The following is a 15386-nucleotide window of genomic DNA, read 5'->3' as shown; positions in this document are numbered from 1 at the left end:
GGCGCTCTGACCGGCGCCCGCGTCCTGGCCGAACTCGGCGACGACCACACCCGCTTCACCAGTCCACGTGCACTGAAGGCCTACGCCGGCTCTGCCCCCATCACCCGGTCATCCGGACGCAAGACCACCGTCCTGGCCAGGCACATCAAGAACCAGCGTCTCGCCTCGGCCGGCTACATCTGGGCCTTCGCCGCCCTCACCGCATCCCCCGGAGCACGAGCCCACTACGACCGCCGCCGCGCAGCCGAAGACCGCCACGTCGCAGCCCAGCGCAACCTCTTCAACCGCCTACTCGGATGCCTGCACCACTGCCTCACCCACCGCATCCCCTACGACGAGGAGACCGCCTTCCCCAACACCGCTTGACTGATCAACCGCATCGGATGTCTGTCTCCGCCCCGCTCCAGCCCGGCCGGCGCCCGTGCCGCGCGCACAGCAATCAGTCGCCTGACGTCAGAGAAGGGGTACGTCGTGGCTGGGGCGGTCGGCTCCACGGCTTTAGCCACCTCCCCGGTCCGGGCCCGGCGTCGAGCAAGACCAGAGGGCCACTCGTGCACATTGCGGGCAGGTCCAAAGCCTGCCCGAGTTGCCAACCAGCGTACGGCCCCCTGATCATGCTCGACCCCAGACCGGGCAGGCCACCGGCCAAACCCGCTCCACCGACCTGATGTTCTACCTCGTGTCCACGGTGATCTTCGCAGACCGCTACCACACGGTGGCGCCGCGATGAGATCATCTCCCCATGGAGCAGAGGGACTTCGCGGTGGCGGACTTAAGACTGGACGGTAACAACCCTCGGCATGCTGTGCCGACACCAACGACGCGCGAAGCCATCGCAGCTCTGCTTGGGAAGGACCCCGAGAAGCTACTGCGGCTAGCTCAAGACATCGCCCAAAAGGGAGTCAATCCCACCGAATTCCCCATCATAGTTCATGAGGACGGCCACCCCGTCGTCATCGAGGGGAATCGTAGAATCGCTGCACTCAAAGCGCTAGCCGATCCGTCCTTGGTGGAGGAACCGCGCATTCGGCAAATGTTTGCAATTGCCGCGCGCCGCCATTCCTACCCTAAGTCCGTACGCTGTGTAGTGGCAGAAAGCAGGGAAGACGCACGCCACTGGATCACCCTTAGGCACACCGGGGAAAACGAGGGTGTCGGAATCCAGCCTTGGACTACCGAGCAGAAGACACGATTCGCGGAGAAGAAGACCCCTACCGAAAAAGCCTTGCGCTTTATGCAGCAAGTCTCGGAGTGGTACAGCACCGACGAGAAGCTGTTGCAGGACATTGAGATTGTTCGCTCGACACGACTCACCACGCTCGCACGTCTGCTCTCCGATCCCAAGGTGAGGAATTCTCTGGGGTTCGACTTCCGGGATGACGGGATCCTGGCCGAGTATGAGCCGGAAGCAATGCATAACTCGGTGCGACGCCTGTTCTCTGACTTGGCAACTCATCTCTCGGTGTCTCGGGTAAAGAGCAAGGATCAACGCAGCGAGTATCTCGGCGCCATCAAGGACGACCTTCCACAGAACTCGCAGCGTCTGACTCAGCCCCGCTTCGTGCCAAAGCAAATATCAGCAAGGCCGCTAGCCACTCCCCAGGAACAAAGTCAATCCTCTTCGCCCGCCCGTCCAACGCCCTCGGCGCCCAATAGGCCTCAGCAAGACAAGCGCGTCTTCCAAAATGTCGTCATGAGGAATATCAGTCCTCGAACGGCGAAGGTTCTTAACGAGGCGAAAAAAATCGTCATAGCCGAGTCGCCGAACGTTGCAGCTATTATGATCCGCGCCGTCATCGACATTGCTGTAACAGAGGCAGCGGAAAGGCAAGGATGGCGCCGGCGGCAAGACAAGCTGCGGGATCGAATCGGCGTTGCTCTACGCCATATCGACCCAGAAAATACGGATAGAAAGCTCGACGAAGCTCGCAGAATGTCTCAGAACGACGGCGCTTTGTCTGTTAAGAATCTACACAGCTTCATGCATCAGTGGGACGTCCACCCCATGATCGTGGATATCACGACACTCAGCGTGGTCTACACACCCATGCTTCTGAAGCTGGACGAGTATTTGGGAGAAAATCCCAAATGACGAGATACATCAGCCCCCTCCGTTACCCCGGCGGGAAAGCCCGCCTAGCCGGGTACATCAAGCACCTAATTGACTCCCAGCAGCCGCGGCCGACTCACTATTCGGAGCCGTTCTGTGGAGGCGCCGGTGCTGCACTCAAGCTCCTCATCGACGGCACCGTAGATCAAATACATCTGAATGACGCAGATCCAGGGATCGCTGCCTTCTGGCGTTGCGTCTTCACCAGGACCGACGAATTCGCAACTAGGGTACGCACCGCCGAGGTGACGATCGAAAGTTGGCGTAAAGCCGCCGACACATACGCCACCCCTTTAGGAAAAGACGACCTAGATCTAGGGTTCGCAACCTTTTTCCTGAACCGAAGTAACCGATCAGGAATCCTCCGGGCTCGTCCCATCGGGGGTTACGAGCAGAAAGGTAAATGGAAGATAGATGCGCGCTTCAACCGTGAAGCGCTGGCGAACCGCATAGAACTGCTCGGAACTTATCGGGATCGCGTCTCCCTGTCGCAACAGGATGGCCGGCAGCACCTCAAAAGTCTTGAGGCCCTAGGTGAGAATGTCCTGGTATATGTAGACCCCCCTTATCTGGTACAGGGTGATCGTCTCTACATGGACAGCCTCAGCTCAGAAGACCACACTGAACTGGCATCGGTACTGTCAAGGAGTTCCATTAAGTGGTTCCTGACATACGACGCTGAGAGTCGAATCACCGAAAGCCTGTACCCAGATCATCGATGCATACAGTTCGAGATATCGCACAGTGCGCAGGTGCGCCACCTGGGAGTCGAGTACGCGGTTTTCAGCAAAGATCTGCACGTTCCAGAATTCGAAGGCGTTATCGGCAAAGGTGACTATCTTTGGCTAACGGGCTGAGAGGGCAGACATGACCATCGTACATTTTCCCGAGTACCGGGCCTATGATCAGGAAAGAGTCAGGGCGAGTGATGCCATGATGGCGCTACTGGCAGGCTCCCGGCTCGCAGAGAACACGCTGCGTCTGACCGATGGCAGCACTCGCCTTCTGCCCGAGATATTCCCGGCGGTACCCCATATTCGACGCATGAACCTAACGACGGCGAATGCCCGCTCACTGCTTTCTCAAGCCGAGCGACACCTGGGCGCTATGGCCGTACCTTACGCCCTCGCCATTCACGAAGATTTCGTTAAAACCTGCTTCGACCTCTTGCTCAGGGACGGCCAAATCAGCTCAGCGGAAATCAGAAGTGCCGACGCATCATCCATGCACAGACTTTTCGAGCAGAAGGTCGGTAAGCAACTTCCCAGCGACTCTATCGAGCAATATCACCTAATCCGACGCATGCGTAATGCGGTGATTCACGCGGGTGGGAAGCCAAAGCAGGGACTCGTTACCGCAGCCAGCAGTCTGTCCCCTAGAGCACTTGCCCAATGGATGAAAGTAACGGGTGAACCCCCGGCCACTCGCGTTAAGCTCGGCGTCCCCGTCACTTTCTCGCACGGGGAGCTAGTGCTAACGCTGGCAGTGACGAAGCGGATATCGCAGGAGATGAACTTCGCGCTCAGGGACAGCCTTTCACGCGACACGTGGGCCGACGTCGCACTCGAAGACTTCGTCGCCGAACATCCACAGCTAGTCCACATTGAACAGCGTAAGAGGAAATTGGTCGGCTTTCTCCGCAGCTACTACCAAGCGCTCAATCTGTCCGAAGCTGAGGCAGCCACAGCAATGCAGAGAGCAGGATGGTAAGAGTGAAAAGAGGGCGCTCTGCCAGTTAAGCTACCCGCCGGGACTCGAACCCGGACCTCCCTCTTCTGTGGATGCCAGCGGTCACGAACCGCAATGGGCTTCTCCAGCCTCGCATCCCTTCACCACGATGAGAGTAGCAGACGTTGCGACAAGATGGTTGGTCTTCAACTCGACTGCGCGAGCGTGACGTTGGGCACGTCGCGGTGTGGTTCCCCTGAAGTCCTTGAACACGCTTCGACTCCGATCCCGCTGCTTCCGAACCACAACGAGTCACATGCAACGCTGTCTCTCCGTCGAGTCGGAGCCGAGGCGGCCAGCTCCCGACGGACGGGGCGGATGCCGGGGCCGATTTACCCGTCAGCTTGCGGGGGCGGGTGGACCTCCTGTGGACCGAATCGGCCTCCCCTACTTGGCCAAGAGCTCTGACCAGCAGCGTTTTCAGAGACGTATGGGCCCTCCGGAGCCGTGTGCGTCGGTGCCGCGGCGTAGGCTCGAACACCAATAAGCCTGGCACCACAGGGGTGCCAGGCTCACTGAGTTGCGGTTACCGGAAGAGGTGCACCGGCACCGTGAACTGGCCCTCCAAGTCCTTCCAGAGGGTGTCGCCGGTGACCAGCGGCCGGTTCAGGCGCTCGCCGAGGGCGATACACAGGGCGTCGCCCAGGGCGAGCGTCCGACCGCCGTAGTGCTGCCGGTCGCGGTAGGACTCGTGGATGAGCTTCCCGGCCCGGGCCGCCTCGACCACACCGGTGGGCTCGACACACAGCCCGAGGGCCGTGAGGTCCTGGTGGAGCTGCTCCGGCGGATTGAGGTATCCGCGGCGGAGACAAACAGTGGTCACCTCGGCGAAGTTGGCGGTCGACATCGTCGCCTGCGGCAGCAACTCATCGACGTAGTCGGCTCCCTTCTCACGGAAGACCCACGCCAGTACAGCGCTGGAGTCAAGGACGACGGGGGTTTCGGGGTTCACTCTCGTACTCCTCAGGAAGGCCATCGGGGTCGGGTGGACCAGCGCCGGAAACGGGCTGGTTTAGAGACTCCCGAGAAGTGCCGAGGTGGTCGAACCGGGTGGCGTCGACGTCGCGTAGAGTGCGGATGTCACCGACAGCGTCGAAGGTTTCCCTCTCCGCAGTCGGCGGGATGCCGGCACGGATACGGTCCTTGACCGCCTGCGAGGTCTCCATGATGACGACGCCGGGGCGCAGGGCCCGGAGGATCACCTCGGCCCCCTCGGTGAGGCCGACGGCCCGCTGGAGGGCGACGGGAATCGTCACCCGGCCGCGGGGGCCGACCTTGGTGCGAGTGGGCTCGCTCATGCTTGCTACTCCTTGTAGGGGGCCGGTTCCGGGCGCGCGGCTTTGCCAAAGCCGTGCGCCCGGAACCAGGCTGCGAATCCCCCCTCGGCGTCCCGGAATGGCAACCGTCCGGGATGCCCGGCACGCCTGCCCTCACTAGTGGGGCAAGGCTTCCCCCGCCACTGGGCGAGGGAGCGCCGCTCATCCTTTCCAGGGGAGAGGTCTCCTTCGTGGTGTCCTCTGTTGTGGTCGCGGGCCCGCGCCGCCTTCGATCAACCGATGCAACGTGGGCCTGCAGCTCTCATGGTACACGCAACCCTCTGCGTGTCACACACCTAATTGTGTCCCACAAAATTTGTCACGTGGGTCGGCGGCTGATCCGTGTCTACTTCGTGCTCAACAAGCTCCTAATCGACTATCGGGACATCACAAGTCCCTCACGCCAGCACGGCCAGTACCGTCTCCCGCGATCGGCTTAGGTGTGTGAAGCGTTGAGGGGTCCGGCGGAGCCGCACCCTCCGGTGAATACGCGGTGAAGCAAACCGCCTTCGCACGCCGACTAGCTGTATCACCACAGGTCAGCGACCTGCCTAAGTCGAAGAAGGTCACTCCCTTCTAAGCCCCTACCCGCACGGCAGGGCCGTGCCCGACCGTGCCAGTTGCGTGCCAGATCCTGCGGGGAACCACGGGGAATGGCGGGCAGTGGGGCGACGGCCACCCATGCACCGTGGGTGGCCCGCCGCAGGTCAGCCCAGCAACCAGGTGTAGAAGCCCTAAGCTTCCCAAGCTGAGAGCGCGAGTTCGATTCTCGTCACCCGCTCCACGAAGAAGGCCCAGGTCACAGACCCGGGCCTTTCTGATTTTCTGGGCCGCCGAGGGAGGACATGAGCGAGCAGATCGCCGGATGGATCATGGAGCGCAATCTGCGTGCCTTCCTGGAGCTGCTGTCCCGCTACGTCGGCTATGCCTTCGACGACACCGACTGGGACACCGTCGAAGACGGTGTCCGGGACACCGACGACGAGAAGTCCGACGGCTGGTACTCGTATCCGCTCGCCGGCACGCACGCCACCCTGGACGTCAGCCTCGCCCGCTCCGTCGGCAGCGAGGTGATGTCCGTCAGCGTCACCGGGGCCGAGACGCCTGAGCTCCAGCTCCGAACCGACACTCTGCTGTCCGCATGCGCCGGTATCTGACCACACCGTTGTAACGGAGACGTGCCGGAGGAACCCGGCGGATCACAGGACACGTGCCGGGATAGGCTCGCAGCCCTGGCAGGGCCGGCCATCTGTTTCCGGGGGCGTCGTGGGGATTTCAGCGCGTGGGTCCGTACCGCGCAGGGTGACGAGCGTGGTGTTCGCCGCCGCGCTGCTCGCCGGGGGCACGGTTGCCTGCGGAGGACGCGCCGGGAGTGATTCCGCGAATGGAGACCCACCCAAGGTGACCCCCGCGACGGCCGTGGCGAAGGCGGCGGCGAACTCCGAGGACATCAGGTCGCTCCACTATCGGATCACCGGGACCGTGCCGGAGAAGGGTCGCCTGGAGGCCGAGGCTTCCATGAGCACGGATCCGCTGGCCATGAGCATGAAGATGACCGCTGCCGACCGAGGCGGGGACAGCCGGCTGGAGGTGCGATTCGTGGACGAGGTGATGTACGTCGGCGGGAGTGCGCTCGACTCCGAGAAGCTCGGCGGCAAGGGCTGGTTCCAGGCCGACCCTGCCGTATGGGGACGCAGTGCGGTGGACAACAACTCCCATGGCGTACTGCCCCGTCAGATCGAGGGAAACCCCGTCGCGCAGTCCACGCTCCTGACCGGGTCCGAGGACCTGCGAATGATCGGGACCGAGACGGTCGACGGCACCAGGACCACGCACTACAAAGGTACGGTCACCAGCGGAGGCCTGCTTGCCGCCCGTAAAGGCGCCGTGGACGAGGCGTCCCGGGAGCGCCTGATCGAGAGCCTCGATCAGTTCATGGGACTGGGCGTCTCCGACACACTCACCGTGGACCTGTGGATCGACGGTGACGACCAGGCCAAGCAGTTCCGCATGCGCGCCGAGCCCGATGACAAGCAGGCTGGCACCGGCGACGGGCCACTCGACCTGACCTTCACCTTCCTCGACATCAATCAACCCGTGTCCGTCAAGACCCCACCGAGCGAGGACACCACCGCGCTCACGGACGGCACGCAGGGAAGCTGAGCGGAGCCCCGGGGCGGGAGTATGAGCGCAGCCGCCTGGAGCAGTACACACGGCTCCCTGGCGCCCCCTCCGGCGACTGAGTTACGCCCTCATCACGGCCATCGACAGTGCGTGGCAGCCGTCACCGGGCAGGCGCTCCAGTGGTACGGCCCCGAAGCCGGCAAGTGAGCGCGACGGGCACGTCGAGCGTATGAAGTGCGCGCCCGGAGCGCAGGTCGTCAGGCGGGGCGGGCCAGACGGTCCGTCAGGACGCGGGCCCGGGTGCGCTGGACCGCTCCCGCCTGGGAGGCGGCGAAGCGCAGCAGGCCTGGGGGCGTCCGTAGGCGCAGGGTGTCGGTGACGACGCTGCCGGCCTCGTCGCGGTCGATGGTGAAGCGGTAGTTCATGCGGACCCGGGCGGGGCTGCGGACCTCGCCGACGATGTCGGCGGTGTGCGGGAGGCCGTCCGGGACGGCGGTGAGCGTGACGTCGATGAGGTTGTCGTGCCGCAGGACGCCCAGGAAGCGGAAGCGCTCCACCGCCGTGTAGTGCACGGTGCCGCCGTCGCGGCGCACATCGCGGACGGCGACGACGAGCGGCGACAGGCCGACGTAGTGCGACGGTTCGGCCAGGTGCGCGAAGACCTCCTCCAGCGGCGCGGCGATACGGAACGTGTGCTTCAGCTCGGTGGACGGCACCTCGGCCCCCTCCTCGAAACGGCGCGCCGGCGCGGTGACCTTCCCATCGCGCGGACTGCGGACAGGGCACTTCCTCCCCCGCGCCCCGGCAGCGCACCGTACCCTCCGTCCGCTCACACCTGAAGCCGCCCCTGGGCGGCCGTCCCCGCCGACGCGTCGGGCGCGGACCCGCCGAGTTCCTGTTCCAGCGCGTCCAGGGCCCGCCGGGCCTCGTCGATGCGGCGGCGCAGTGACAGGTGGTCGTCCGTCGGTGGATCGGTGTGGGGCGGCTCGGCCGGAGGCTTGTCCTGGTCCATGTCCCGGGCCTCGTCCAGGGAGGTGATGACCACGCCGACAAGGACGTTGACGAGGACGAACGAGGCGAGCAGGACGTAGGAGCCGTAGTAGAGGAGGCTCCAGCGGGAGATGTCCAGGCCGGCGTGGACGGCGTCGCCGATGCCGTCCAGGGTCATCAGCAGGAAGAGGGTGAGCACGGCACGGCCGAGGGAGCCGTAGTGCTCGGGGTCGTGCCGGCCGAAGAAGACCCAGCCCACCATCGCGTACACGTACAGCAGCAGCGCACCGACGAGCAGGAAACTCAGGGTGCCCGGCAGACTGCGGGCGACGGCGACGAGTACGACGCGCAGTTGCGGCAGGAAGCGGGCGGTGCGCAGCACGCGAGCCAGGCGCAGGAGTCGCAGGACGGTGCTGTTCTCGCGCAGGAAGGGGAGGAAGGCGCACAGGACGACGGCCAGGTCGAACAGGTTCCAGGGGTCCTTGAGGAAAGCGCGGGGCCGGTCGGCGTGGGCCGCCATGCGCAGGAGGATCTCGACGGTGAAGGCGGCGAGGCAGGTGTGCTCGGCCGCGCGTAACCAGTGGTGCCAGTCGGCGGCCACTCCGGAGTACGTCTCGATGCCGAGCAGGGCGGCGTTCACAAGGATCAGGACGAACACGGCGACGGCGAACCAGCGGGCCTCCGTGACGGCTCGGCATCGTAGAGCCAGGGCCGTTCGGGCCGGGCGGACTCGGTGCTCGGGCATCCTGCTGCCTTGTCTCCTCGCGTGCGCGGCGTCCGGCCCGGGGCGGCTTCGGCGGCCGGCGGTCGGGCTCCGGTGGAGTCGAGATGTGCTCCGGTAGAGATTTCTACAGCACTGTAGTTTCCGGCGTGTGGGTGGTACCGGTGAGACGGGCACGGGAGGTGGCCGCCGCCCGTGCCCGCGCGGGCGGGCGGTGTCGACCGGTGACTGGCCCTCACTGTGCTGCTGCTGACTCGGCATGCGACGGGCTAGGATCCCCGCCGGGCGGAGCCGTAGCGCAGAGGTCGTCGCGCGCGGTCTCCACAATCGCGAGGACGCCGGTTCGAATCCGGCCGGCTTCGCCCGTGCCCCACCGAAGCGACCGGGCCCGGAGAGCAACGAGGCGGCGACGGCCTCGACCGGGATCAGCCCTCACCCGTGCGCGGACGGTGGGCGGACCGCCGGCGGTGGAGAGGCGGACGAGCGCGTCAGGCGTCGCCGGCGACGGGCACATCCATCGCCCACCCCAGCGGGTGCGGTTCCGCGTCGTCCCGTGCCGGGGCGAGGGGCTCTCCCCCGGCTTCGTTGAAGGCCGCCAGAGCCTCGATGAGGGCCAGTCGCTGTGCCGGGGTGAGCCGCTCCACGATCTCGGCGATCGCGGTGCGACGGCGGGCGGTGACGTCCGCGACCGTGCGGCGGCCCTCGTCCGTGAGCTGGAGCAGCGTCTCCCGGCGGTTGCCGGGGTTGGGCTTCCGGTCGGCGAGCCCCGCGGCGATCAGCCGGTCGACCATCCGCATGGCCGTGGACGGGGCGACCTGGAGCAGGTCGGCGAGCGTGACGAGCTTGGTGGCGCCGCGCGTGGACAGCACCATGAGCATTCTGAACTGCGGCAGCGTCACCCGTTCCTCGACAGCGGCGAGAGAGCGGGCCGAGACCCCCACCAGCAGGCGCGACGCGGTCAGCACCGACCGGGTCACCAGGTCCACGTCGTCCGTCGTCCCCGCAGAGGGCTCACGCTCCGGCATGCGTCCTTTCTACCGTGCGGGAGTGCTCGCTCGTTCAGGTGGTGGAAGCGGAGCTTCCTGCACCGTGGCCGTCCCCGCGCCCGTCCCCGCGCCCGCGCCCGTCCCCGTGCCCGTGGTAGCGCAGCAGGAGCATCGCCGCGTCGTCGTGCGGGGGTCCGACGGAGTGCCGGGCCAGGTCCTCCCGCAGGGCTTCCAGGGCTCGGTGCGCGTCCGGGTCCTTCAGCAGGTGGGCACGCTCGCCGACGGGATAGAAGCGCCCTCGCTCGTCGCGGGCCTCGGTGACGCCGTCGGTGTAGAGCAGAAGCTGCTCCCCCGGGGCGAAGCCCACCCGGTAGGGCTTCGGGTCCTCGCTTCCGTGCGCCCCGAGGCCCAACGGCAGCGCGAAGGAGTGCGGTTGCGGGAAGTCGACCGTGCCGTCCGCCCGTACGATCATCGGGGCCGGATGCCCGTAGTTGAGGAAGACCGCCTCGCCGGCCGTGCCGATCTCGGCGAGGATCGCGGTGACGAACTTCTCCCCTTCCAGCTCGCGGGCCACACTACGCTCGAGCCGGTCGCCCAGCCCCGACAGGTCGGCCTCGTCGTACGCCGCCTCCCGGAAGGCGCCCAGCACCACGGCCGCCGTCTCCACCGCGGCAAGCCCCTTGCCCTGGACGTCTCCGACGATGACCCGCACGCCGTGCGGGGACGCCACCACCTCGTAGAGGTCGCCTCCGATCCGGGCCTCGGCGACCGCCGACGTGTACGAGACGGCCGCCTGCAGCGGACCCGCGGTCAACGGCACCGGCCGCAGCAGCACCCGCTGGGCGACCTCCGCGATCGACCGCACGCTGGCCAGCTCCGCCTCCCGGCGCGAGCGCATCACCGCGGCCGCGACACCCACACCGGTGACACCGGCCACGGAGGCCATCGCGGTGTAACCCCGGCGCTTGTCGAACAGCCCGTCGTACAGCCCGAGCGCGACACACAGCACGAGGGCCGCGAGCCCGAACCAGACCGTACGGCGCCACCCCCCGACCAGGCCGGCGAAGGCCGGTCCGAGTGAGACCAGCGGCAGGAAGCCGACACTGGGCCCCGCCACGACGTCCGTCACCGCGACCACCGCCATCACCACCACCGGCATGCGGGACAGCAGCGTCCAGCTGGACGGCGGCTTCCGGTCGGTCATGCGGCACTCCTGCGACGTCGCGGCTGTCGAGAGCCGCCGGTCTTCCCCCGCAGGCTCCCCTCCGTGAACCTTTAGACTATGCAAAGGTGGCTTCCGCGACAGGCTCCCCGTTCCGGGGTCTTTATCCAATCGAGTCCGAGAGACGACATTCCCGACACGTGGAAGGTCCGGCCATGACCGACAGAGACACCGCGCACAGCCGTCCCGGGCCTCCCGCCGGGTGGCGACGCCTGGCCCTGCGCCTGCCGATCCTGCTGTATCACGCCGGACTCGGCTCCCTCTTCGGGAAGCGGCTCCTGCTGCTGCACCACACCGGGCGGGTCTCCCACCTCGACCGCATGACGGTCCTCGAGGTCGTGTCCCACGACCCGGCCGGGGCGAACTGGACCGTGGCCTCCGGCTTCGGCCCGCGGGCCGACTGGTACCTGAACCTGCGGGCCCAGCCGAAGACACTGATCCGTTCCGGGAACCGGCCGTACGCGGTCACCGCGCGCTTCCTGCCGTCCGAGGACGGTGCCGGGATCATGGCCGACTACGCGCGCCGGCATCCCCGCACCGCCCGCCGCCTGTGCGGATTCATGGGGTTCCCCGTCGACGGCGGTGAGGCGTCGTTCCGCGCGGCGGGAAGGACCATCCCCTTCGTACGGCTCGAAGCCGCCGGCGGGGACGGCCGGGGCACACCCGGGCGCCCGTGAACCGGCGTCAGACGCGCGCCAGTTCGGCCGCGCCGAAGGACACGTCGAAGCGGTCGCACCAGATGCTCACGCTGGTGTACCGGGAGAGGTCGACGTCGGCGGGCACCGTGTAGTTCTGGCTGCCCTTGTTGCCCTTGAGCTTGCCGAGGCTCACGTGCGCCCCGTCGTCGAAGACGTGCCAGCCGGCCCGCCCCTCCTTCACCGGCGCGTCGGTCAGCAACACGCGCAGGTCCGGGCCGTTGCTGGTGTCGAGGTCCTCCAGCCGTACGACATGGGAGCCGTCGGCGAGCCGGACGAGCAGCACACGGCCCGAGGTGGCGTGCTCGTGGCTGATCAGTTCACCGTCCGCCAGTGTCCGGGGCCGGGGCGGCGACGACGACGCGGACGGCGCTCCGGCCGGAGGGGGCGTCGAGGCCGGGGTCACGACACTCGGCAGGGCCTCCCGTACGGTTTCGTCCTGCCACAGCTTCCACGGCTGGAACCAGTACAGCCCCAGCCCGGCACCGGCGACCGCCGCCACCAGAACCCCGATGACCAACGGCCCGCCCAGCCACTTGCGTCCACGCGCCATACCCGCCTCGCTTCCTGAGTACTTCCTCCGCCTCATTCAACGGGCGTACGGGGACGGTCCGCGCTCCGACGCGGATGACGAAATCCTTACGTCGCCGGGGAGTTCGCGTGCGCGCCCGGCCGCTGGTCGGACTTCGGGCCGAGGGCGTCGCTGATCTCGCGAAGGCGCTCCGCGGGCAGGGCGAAGGCGTTGACGGGGTTGCGGTACGAGTGTCCTCCGTCGTTGATCCGGACGCCGTCCCGCGATCTCCAGTGCGCCGACGTCCACAGGCCCTGGTTGTCCAGAAGCATCCGGGCCACCTCGTCGGGGTTCTCGATGACGGTGAGAGCGGTGAGGGCGGCGCTGAGGACGGCTGCCGCGTCGTCGGGGATGCACAGATCGCCGAGTGTCGGGAAGAGCAACAGGAGACGGCGGGCGTCGAAGGCGTCGCAGGATTCCGTGGCCGGCGGTCGGGCGGTGGAGAGCAACTCCGGCCAGGACATGCCGGGGCCCATGAAGTGGCCGTCGACCTCGGCAAGTGTCTCCGCCTCGGGCCAGGCCGGGTGATGGATGAGGTAGTCCACCCCGTACTCGTCCACGAAGTTGCGGTAGACGGCGTGGATGAGGTGCCCCGAGGAGAGGGGCACGGTGAACACCGGCCACTCGTGCGGCGCGAGCAGTCTGCGGTGCAGCGCCATGGCCGCGTCCCAATCGGCGCCGAATGCGGCTCGCTGGGCGTCCTCACCGCGCAGGGAAGCACCGAGGTGCACGGGCCAGAACAGCGGTTCGTCCAGGTACGCCTCGCCCGGGACCAGCGGTCCGCCTTCGTATCCGGGAAGGGAGATGTTCGGCACGTGCGGATGGTGACACGAGGCGCGACCGCTCCCTCGGCCGGGGCCCGTGCCGGACATCCGGAGCGGGCCACGCCTTCCTCCTCGTCGGCCGCGATGATGCAGCCGTTGCCGCCCTTTCGTGCGGCAGGATCGCCGGCTGCGTCAGAGCGGGAGGTCGTCAGGGAGCACCCGGAACGCTTTGTAGCGGCCCAACGGCCGTACGGCCCGGAAATCCCGTCGGTCGAGGGTGAGGATGGCGTCCGTGTCGTAGTCGGCGGCGAGCGCCACGTTCACCGCGTCGGCGAGGTCGAGGTCCAACTCGCGGTAGCGGACACGTACGGACTGGGCGGCGCCAAGGTGGTGCTCGGTGATCTCCGGCACGACGACACGACCGCGGCTCATCCAGCGCCGCAGGTCGTCGACCGCGCTGAGGGCCGCCTCCCTGCCGAGCTCACGCGTCGCCACGTGATCCAGTTCGGCCAGCAGGAGTGGGGACATGACCAGCAGGCCCGCCGCCATGATCGCCTCGTTCGCCGCCCGGTGTTCCGGATGAGCGAAGTCCAGGGCTGCCAGCAGGCCGGACGTGTCGGCGATGACAATGATCACGCGGCGGACCCGGAACCTGAGCCGGACTCACGCCGGACGGCCTCGGCGACCGTGTCGCGGACCTCCGATGTGGACAGCGTGCGCCCCGGCCCCTCGAAGGCGCGTGAGAAGAGCGGCTCGTCCCAGACCCGGTTCGCCATGGCCGCAAGGTGGATGCCCTGGCGGATGATCTCGGCCTCGCTTATGCCCCGGCGCTTGGCGGCCTCCTTGATGATGGCCAGGTCCTCGGGGTCGGCGTACACGTTGGTGCGCTTCATGGACATGTACCTAGGGTAGTCCATGTACCAGATTGATGTATCCCGCCCACGTTGTGGGCCGCACCCGGCGATGCGGCACGTCCCTCCCCGCCCCCGGCCTCTCCCCCGTGCGCGGATATCACCATCTAGGTTGAAGGAGCGGCGCATATCCGATCATGCTGTGCGGCATGACTCTCGTCTCCCGGCTACCTGACGCGCCCGTCTCGGGCGACTACGCCCACGACTTCGCCCTGGTCGACGTGGAGACCTCGGGGCTCGTGCCGCGGCGGGACCGGGTGCTGTCCGTCGCCGTGATCACGGTGGGACCCGACGGTGAGCAGACCGGGGAGTTCTCCACGCTGGTGAATCCGGGATGCGACCCGGGGCCGGTGGAGGTGCACGGGCTCACGCCGGACGTGCTGGCGGGCGCGCCCACCTTCGAGCAGGTGGCCGGGCGGATCGGGGCGATGCTCCAGGACCGGGTGCTCGTCGCCCACAACGCCCAGTTCGACTACGACTTCCTCGCCCACGAGTTCGCCCGCGCCCGGATGTGGCTCCCCGTGTCGCAGCGGCTGTGCACCCTCGCCCTGAACCGTCAGGTCGACCCGCCCACCGACGACATGAAGCTCGGCACCCTCGCCGCCCACTACGGCGTCCCCCAGCAGCGCGCCCACGACGCGCTCGACGACACCCGGGTGCTCGCCGGCGTGCTGCGGACGTCCCTGCGTGAGGCGGCCCGGCTCGACCTTCCTCTGCCGCTGGTGTCCTGCCCGCCCCGCGCGGAGTCCCAGTTCACCCCGAAGCCGCCGAAGACGCCGTGCGCCTACCGCAACCCGGGACGTCTGACACCCGGCGGGCCGCTCCAGCAGGGGATGAAGGTCGCCATCACCGGGGAGACCGCCCACGCACGCGCCGAACTGGTCGGGCGGGCGGTCGCCGCCGGGCTGAACATGATGACCTCCGTCAGCCGGCACACCAGCGTGCTGGTCACCAACGATGCCGCGTCCGCCTCCGCCAAGGCCCGACGCGCCCTCGCCGAGGGCGTGCCGGTCGTCGACGAGCCCACCTTCCTGCGGCTGCTCGACGACGTACGGCCGGGGACCGCCCACGTGGGCACGACCCCGCGTCCCGCCCCGGCCGCCGCTCCGACGACGGCACCTTCGACGACAGCACCTTCGACGACGGATCCGACGACGCCCCCTCCGGTGACCGCGCCGGCGACGGGCCAGGTCCCGGTCACGGAGACCCCCGTCGCCGTCCCCTCGCCCCGCCGCCCCGAGCCCGCCC

The 15386-nt window shown here is 67.4% G+C and carries 18 protein-coding genes and 1 tRNA gene; 9 read left to right on the top strand and 10 right to left on the bottom strand.

Annotated elements, in window-relative coordinates; genetic code table 11:
* The 4 genes from CCN29_RS13415 to CCN29_RS35355 form a co-directional block, all read left to right on the top strand.
* Nucleotides 1–366: transposase (locus CCN29_RS13415; RefSeq protein ID WP_143661325.1), on the top strand; the 366-nt coding region annotated here is incomplete at its 5' end.
* Nucleotides 367–742: 376 nt separating this feature from the next.
* Nucleotides 743–2092 carry a cytidine/deoxycytidylate deaminase family protein gene (locus tag CCN29_RS35360; RefSeq protein ID WP_143661324.1) on the top strand — a complete coding sequence of 450 codons (1350 nt, stop codon included), beginning with the start codon at nt 743–745 and terminating at the stop codon, nt 2090–2092.
* Nucleotides 2089–2967 (top strand): DNA adenine methylase, encoded by an 879-nt coding sequence (locus CCN29_RS13410; RefSeq protein ID WP_086681984.1) that lies wholly within the window; start codon nt 2089–2091, stop codon nt 2965–2967. Before CCN29_RS35360 ends, CCN29_RS13410 begins: the two co-directional genes overlap by 4 nt.
* A gap of 10 nt (nt 2968–2977) precedes the next feature.
* A complete protein-coding gene (locus CCN29_RS35355; protein ID WP_143661323.1) occupies nt 2978–3820 on the top strand; it encodes a hypothetical protein in 843 nt (280 codons plus the stop codon).
* A 544-nt stretch (nt 3821–4364) separates the two neighbouring features.
* On the opposite strand, the gene CCN29_RS13405 is transcribed toward CCN29_RS35355, so the two are convergent.
* Both CCN29_RS13405 and CCN29_RS13400 read right to left on the bottom strand, forming a co-directional pair.
* Nucleotides 4365–4790, bottom strand: coding sequence for a type II toxin-antitoxin system VapC family toxin (locus tag CCN29_RS13405; protein ID WP_442538354.1), 426 nt, complete (start codon nt 4788–4790; stop codon nt 4365–4367).
* Nucleotides 4762–5136, bottom strand: a complete 375-nt coding sequence (locus tag CCN29_RS13400; protein ID WP_086681978.1) for an AbrB/MazE/SpoVT family DNA-binding domain-containing protein — start codon at nt 5134–5136, stop codon at nt 4762–4764. The genes CCN29_RS13405 and CCN29_RS13400 overlap by 29 nt, the downstream gene beginning before the upstream one ends.
* Nucleotides 5137–5999: 863 nt before the next feature.
* Here CCN29_RS13400 and CCN29_RS13395 point away from each other — a divergent pair.
* A complete protein-coding gene (locus CCN29_RS13395) occupies nt 6000–6311 on the top strand; it encodes a hypothetical protein (protein ID WP_006134625.1) in 312 nt (103 codons plus the stop codon).
* A 154-nt stretch (nt 6312–6465) separates the two neighbouring features.
* Nucleotides 6466–7317: an SCO4651 family lipoprotein gene (locus tag CCN29_RS13390; protein WP_442648806.1), complete on the top strand. Its 852-nt coding sequence runs from the start codon at nt 6466–6468 to the stop codon at nt 7315–7317.
* Nucleotides 7318–7535: 218 nt separating this feature from the next.
* Here the strand turns inward: CCN29_RS13390 and CCN29_RS13385 are convergent, their stop codons facing one another.
* Together CCN29_RS13385 and CCN29_RS13380 are read right to left on the bottom strand one after the other, a co-directional pair.
* Complete coding sequence (locus tag CCN29_RS13385) at nt 7536–7994, bottom strand: SRPBCC family protein (RefSeq protein ID WP_031060586.1); 459 nt, start codon at nt 7992–7994, stop codon at nt 7536–7538.
* A 113-nt stretch (nt 7995–8107) separates the two neighbouring features.
* Nucleotides 8108–9013 carry an ion transporter gene (locus CCN29_RS13380; protein WP_031017994.1) on the bottom strand — a complete coding sequence of 302 codons (906 nt, stop codon included), beginning with the start codon at nt 9011–9013 and terminating at the stop codon, nt 8108–8110.
* 263 nt (nt 9014–9276) lie between these two features.
* Here CCN29_RS13380 and CCN29_RS13375 point away from each other — a divergent pair.
* Nucleotides 9277–9351, top strand: a tRNA-Trp gene (locus tag CCN29_RS13375).
* Between the two features lie 126 nt (nt 9352–9477).
* Here CCN29_RS13375 and CCN29_RS13370 read toward each other — a convergent pair.
* On the bottom strand, nt 9478–10014 hold the full coding sequence (locus CCN29_RS13370; RefSeq protein ID WP_031017996.1) for a MarR family winged helix-turn-helix transcriptional regulator: 537 nt from the start codon (nt 10012–10014) through the stop codon (nt 9478–9480).
* 34 nt (nt 10015–10048) lie between these two features.
* Complete coding sequence (locus CCN29_RS13365) at nt 10049–11179, bottom strand: PP2C family protein-serine/threonine phosphatase (RefSeq protein WP_051791815.1); 1131 nt, start codon at nt 11177–11179, stop codon at nt 10049–10051.
* A gap of 173 nt (nt 11180–11352) precedes the next feature.
* Here CCN29_RS13365 and CCN29_RS13360 point away from each other — a divergent pair, with 173 nt between their 5' ends.
* Complete coding sequence (locus CCN29_RS13360; protein WP_086681972.1) at nt 11353–11874, top strand: nitroreductase family deazaflavin-dependent oxidoreductase; 522 nt, start codon at nt 11353–11355, stop codon at nt 11872–11874.
* Between the two features lie 7 nt (nt 11875–11881).
* Here CCN29_RS13360 and CCN29_RS13355 read toward each other — a convergent pair whose 3' ends face one another.
* The 4 genes from CCN29_RS13355 to CCN29_RS13340 all read right to left on the bottom strand — a co-directional run bounded on the left by CCN29_RS13355 (nt 11882) and on the right by CCN29_RS13340 (nt 14126).
* On the bottom strand, nt 11882–12445 hold the full coding sequence (locus tag CCN29_RS13355) for a DM13 domain-containing protein (protein WP_086681969.1): 564 nt from the start codon (nt 12443–12445) through the stop codon (nt 11882–11884).
* An 86-nt stretch (nt 12446–12531) separates the two neighbouring features.
* The gene (locus tag CCN29_RS13350; protein WP_037816654.1) at nt 12532–13278 is read right to left on the bottom strand and encodes a hypothetical protein; all 747 of its coding nucleotides are present in this window, start codon (nt 13276–13278) and stop codon (nt 12532–12534) included.
* Between the two features lie 141 nt (nt 13279–13419).
* On the bottom strand, nt 13420–13863 hold the full coding sequence (locus tag CCN29_RS13345) for a PIN domain-containing protein (protein WP_006134617.1): 444 nt from the start codon (nt 13861–13863) through the stop codon (nt 13420–13422).
* The gene (locus tag CCN29_RS13340) at nt 13860–14126 is read right to left on the bottom strand and encodes a ribbon-helix-helix domain-containing protein (RefSeq protein WP_006134614.1); all 267 of its coding nucleotides are present in this window, start codon (nt 14124–14126) and stop codon (nt 13860–13862) included. The genes CCN29_RS13345 and CCN29_RS13340 overlap by 4 nt, the downstream gene beginning before the upstream one ends.
* Before the next feature lie 161 nt (nt 14127–14287).
* Here CCN29_RS13340 and CCN29_RS13335 point away from each other — a divergent pair.
* Nucleotides 14288–15386, top strand: a 1099-nt coding sequence (locus CCN29_RS13335) for a DEDDh family exonuclease (protein ID WP_442538353.1), incomplete at its 3' end; no start/stop codon positions are given.

Source organism: Streptomyces pseudogriseolus, assembly GCA_002154585.1.
Lineage (GTDB): Bacteria > Actinomycetota > Actinomycetes > Streptomycetales > Streptomycetaceae > Streptomyces > Streptomyces pseudogriseolus.
Note: the sequence above shows the minus strand (reverse complement) of the source record. Positions and strands in the feature narration are given on the sequence as shown.

What these genes read in the sequence shown, in the direction of transcription:
- CCN29_RS35360 (WP_143661324.1), top strand. Translation starts at nt 743, where the DNA reads ATGGAGCAGAGGGACTTCGCGGTGGCGGACTTAAGACTGGACGGTAAC.
- CCN29_RS13410 (WP_086681984.1), top strand. Translation starts at nt 2,089, where the DNA reads ATGACGAGATACATCAGCCCCCTCCGTTACCCCGGCGGGAAAGCCCGC.
- CCN29_RS35355 (WP_143661323.1), top strand. Translation starts at nt 2,978, where the DNA reads ATGACCATCGTACATTTTCCCGAGTACCGGGCCTATGATCAGGAAAGA.
- CCN29_RS13400 (WP_086681978.1), bottom strand. Translation starts at nt 5,136, where the DNA reads ATGAGCGAGCCCACTCGCACCAAGGTCGGCCCCCGCGGCCGGGTGACG.
- CCN29_RS13395 (WP_006134625.1), top strand. Translation starts at nt 6,000, where the DNA reads ATGAGCGAGCAGATCGCCGGATGGATCATGGAGCGCAATCTGCGTGCC.
- CCN29_RS13380 (WP_031017994.1), bottom strand. Translation starts at nt 9,013, where the DNA reads ATGCCCGAGCACCGAGTCCGCCCGGCCCGAACGGCCCTGGCTCTACGA.
- CCN29_RS13370 (WP_031017996.1), bottom strand. Translation starts at nt 10,014, where the DNA reads ATGCCGGAGCGTGAGCCCTCTGCGGGGACGACGGACGACGTGGACCTG.
- CCN29_RS13365 (WP_051791815.1), bottom strand. Translation starts at nt 11,179, where the DNA reads ATGACCGACCGGAAGCCGCCGTCCAGCTGGACGCTGCTGTCCCGCATG.
- CCN29_RS13360 (WP_086681972.1), top strand. Translation starts at nt 11,353, where the DNA reads ATGACCGACAGAGACACCGCGCACAGCCGTCCCGGGCCTCCCGCCGGG.
- CCN29_RS13355 (WP_086681969.1), bottom strand. Translation starts at nt 12,445, where the DNA reads ATGGCGCGTGGACGCAAGTGGCTGGGCGGGCCGTTGGTCATCGGGGTT.
- CCN29_RS13340 (WP_006134614.1), bottom strand. Translation starts at nt 14,126, where the DNA reads ATGTCCATGAAGCGCACCAACGTGTACGCCGACCCCGAGGACCTGGCC.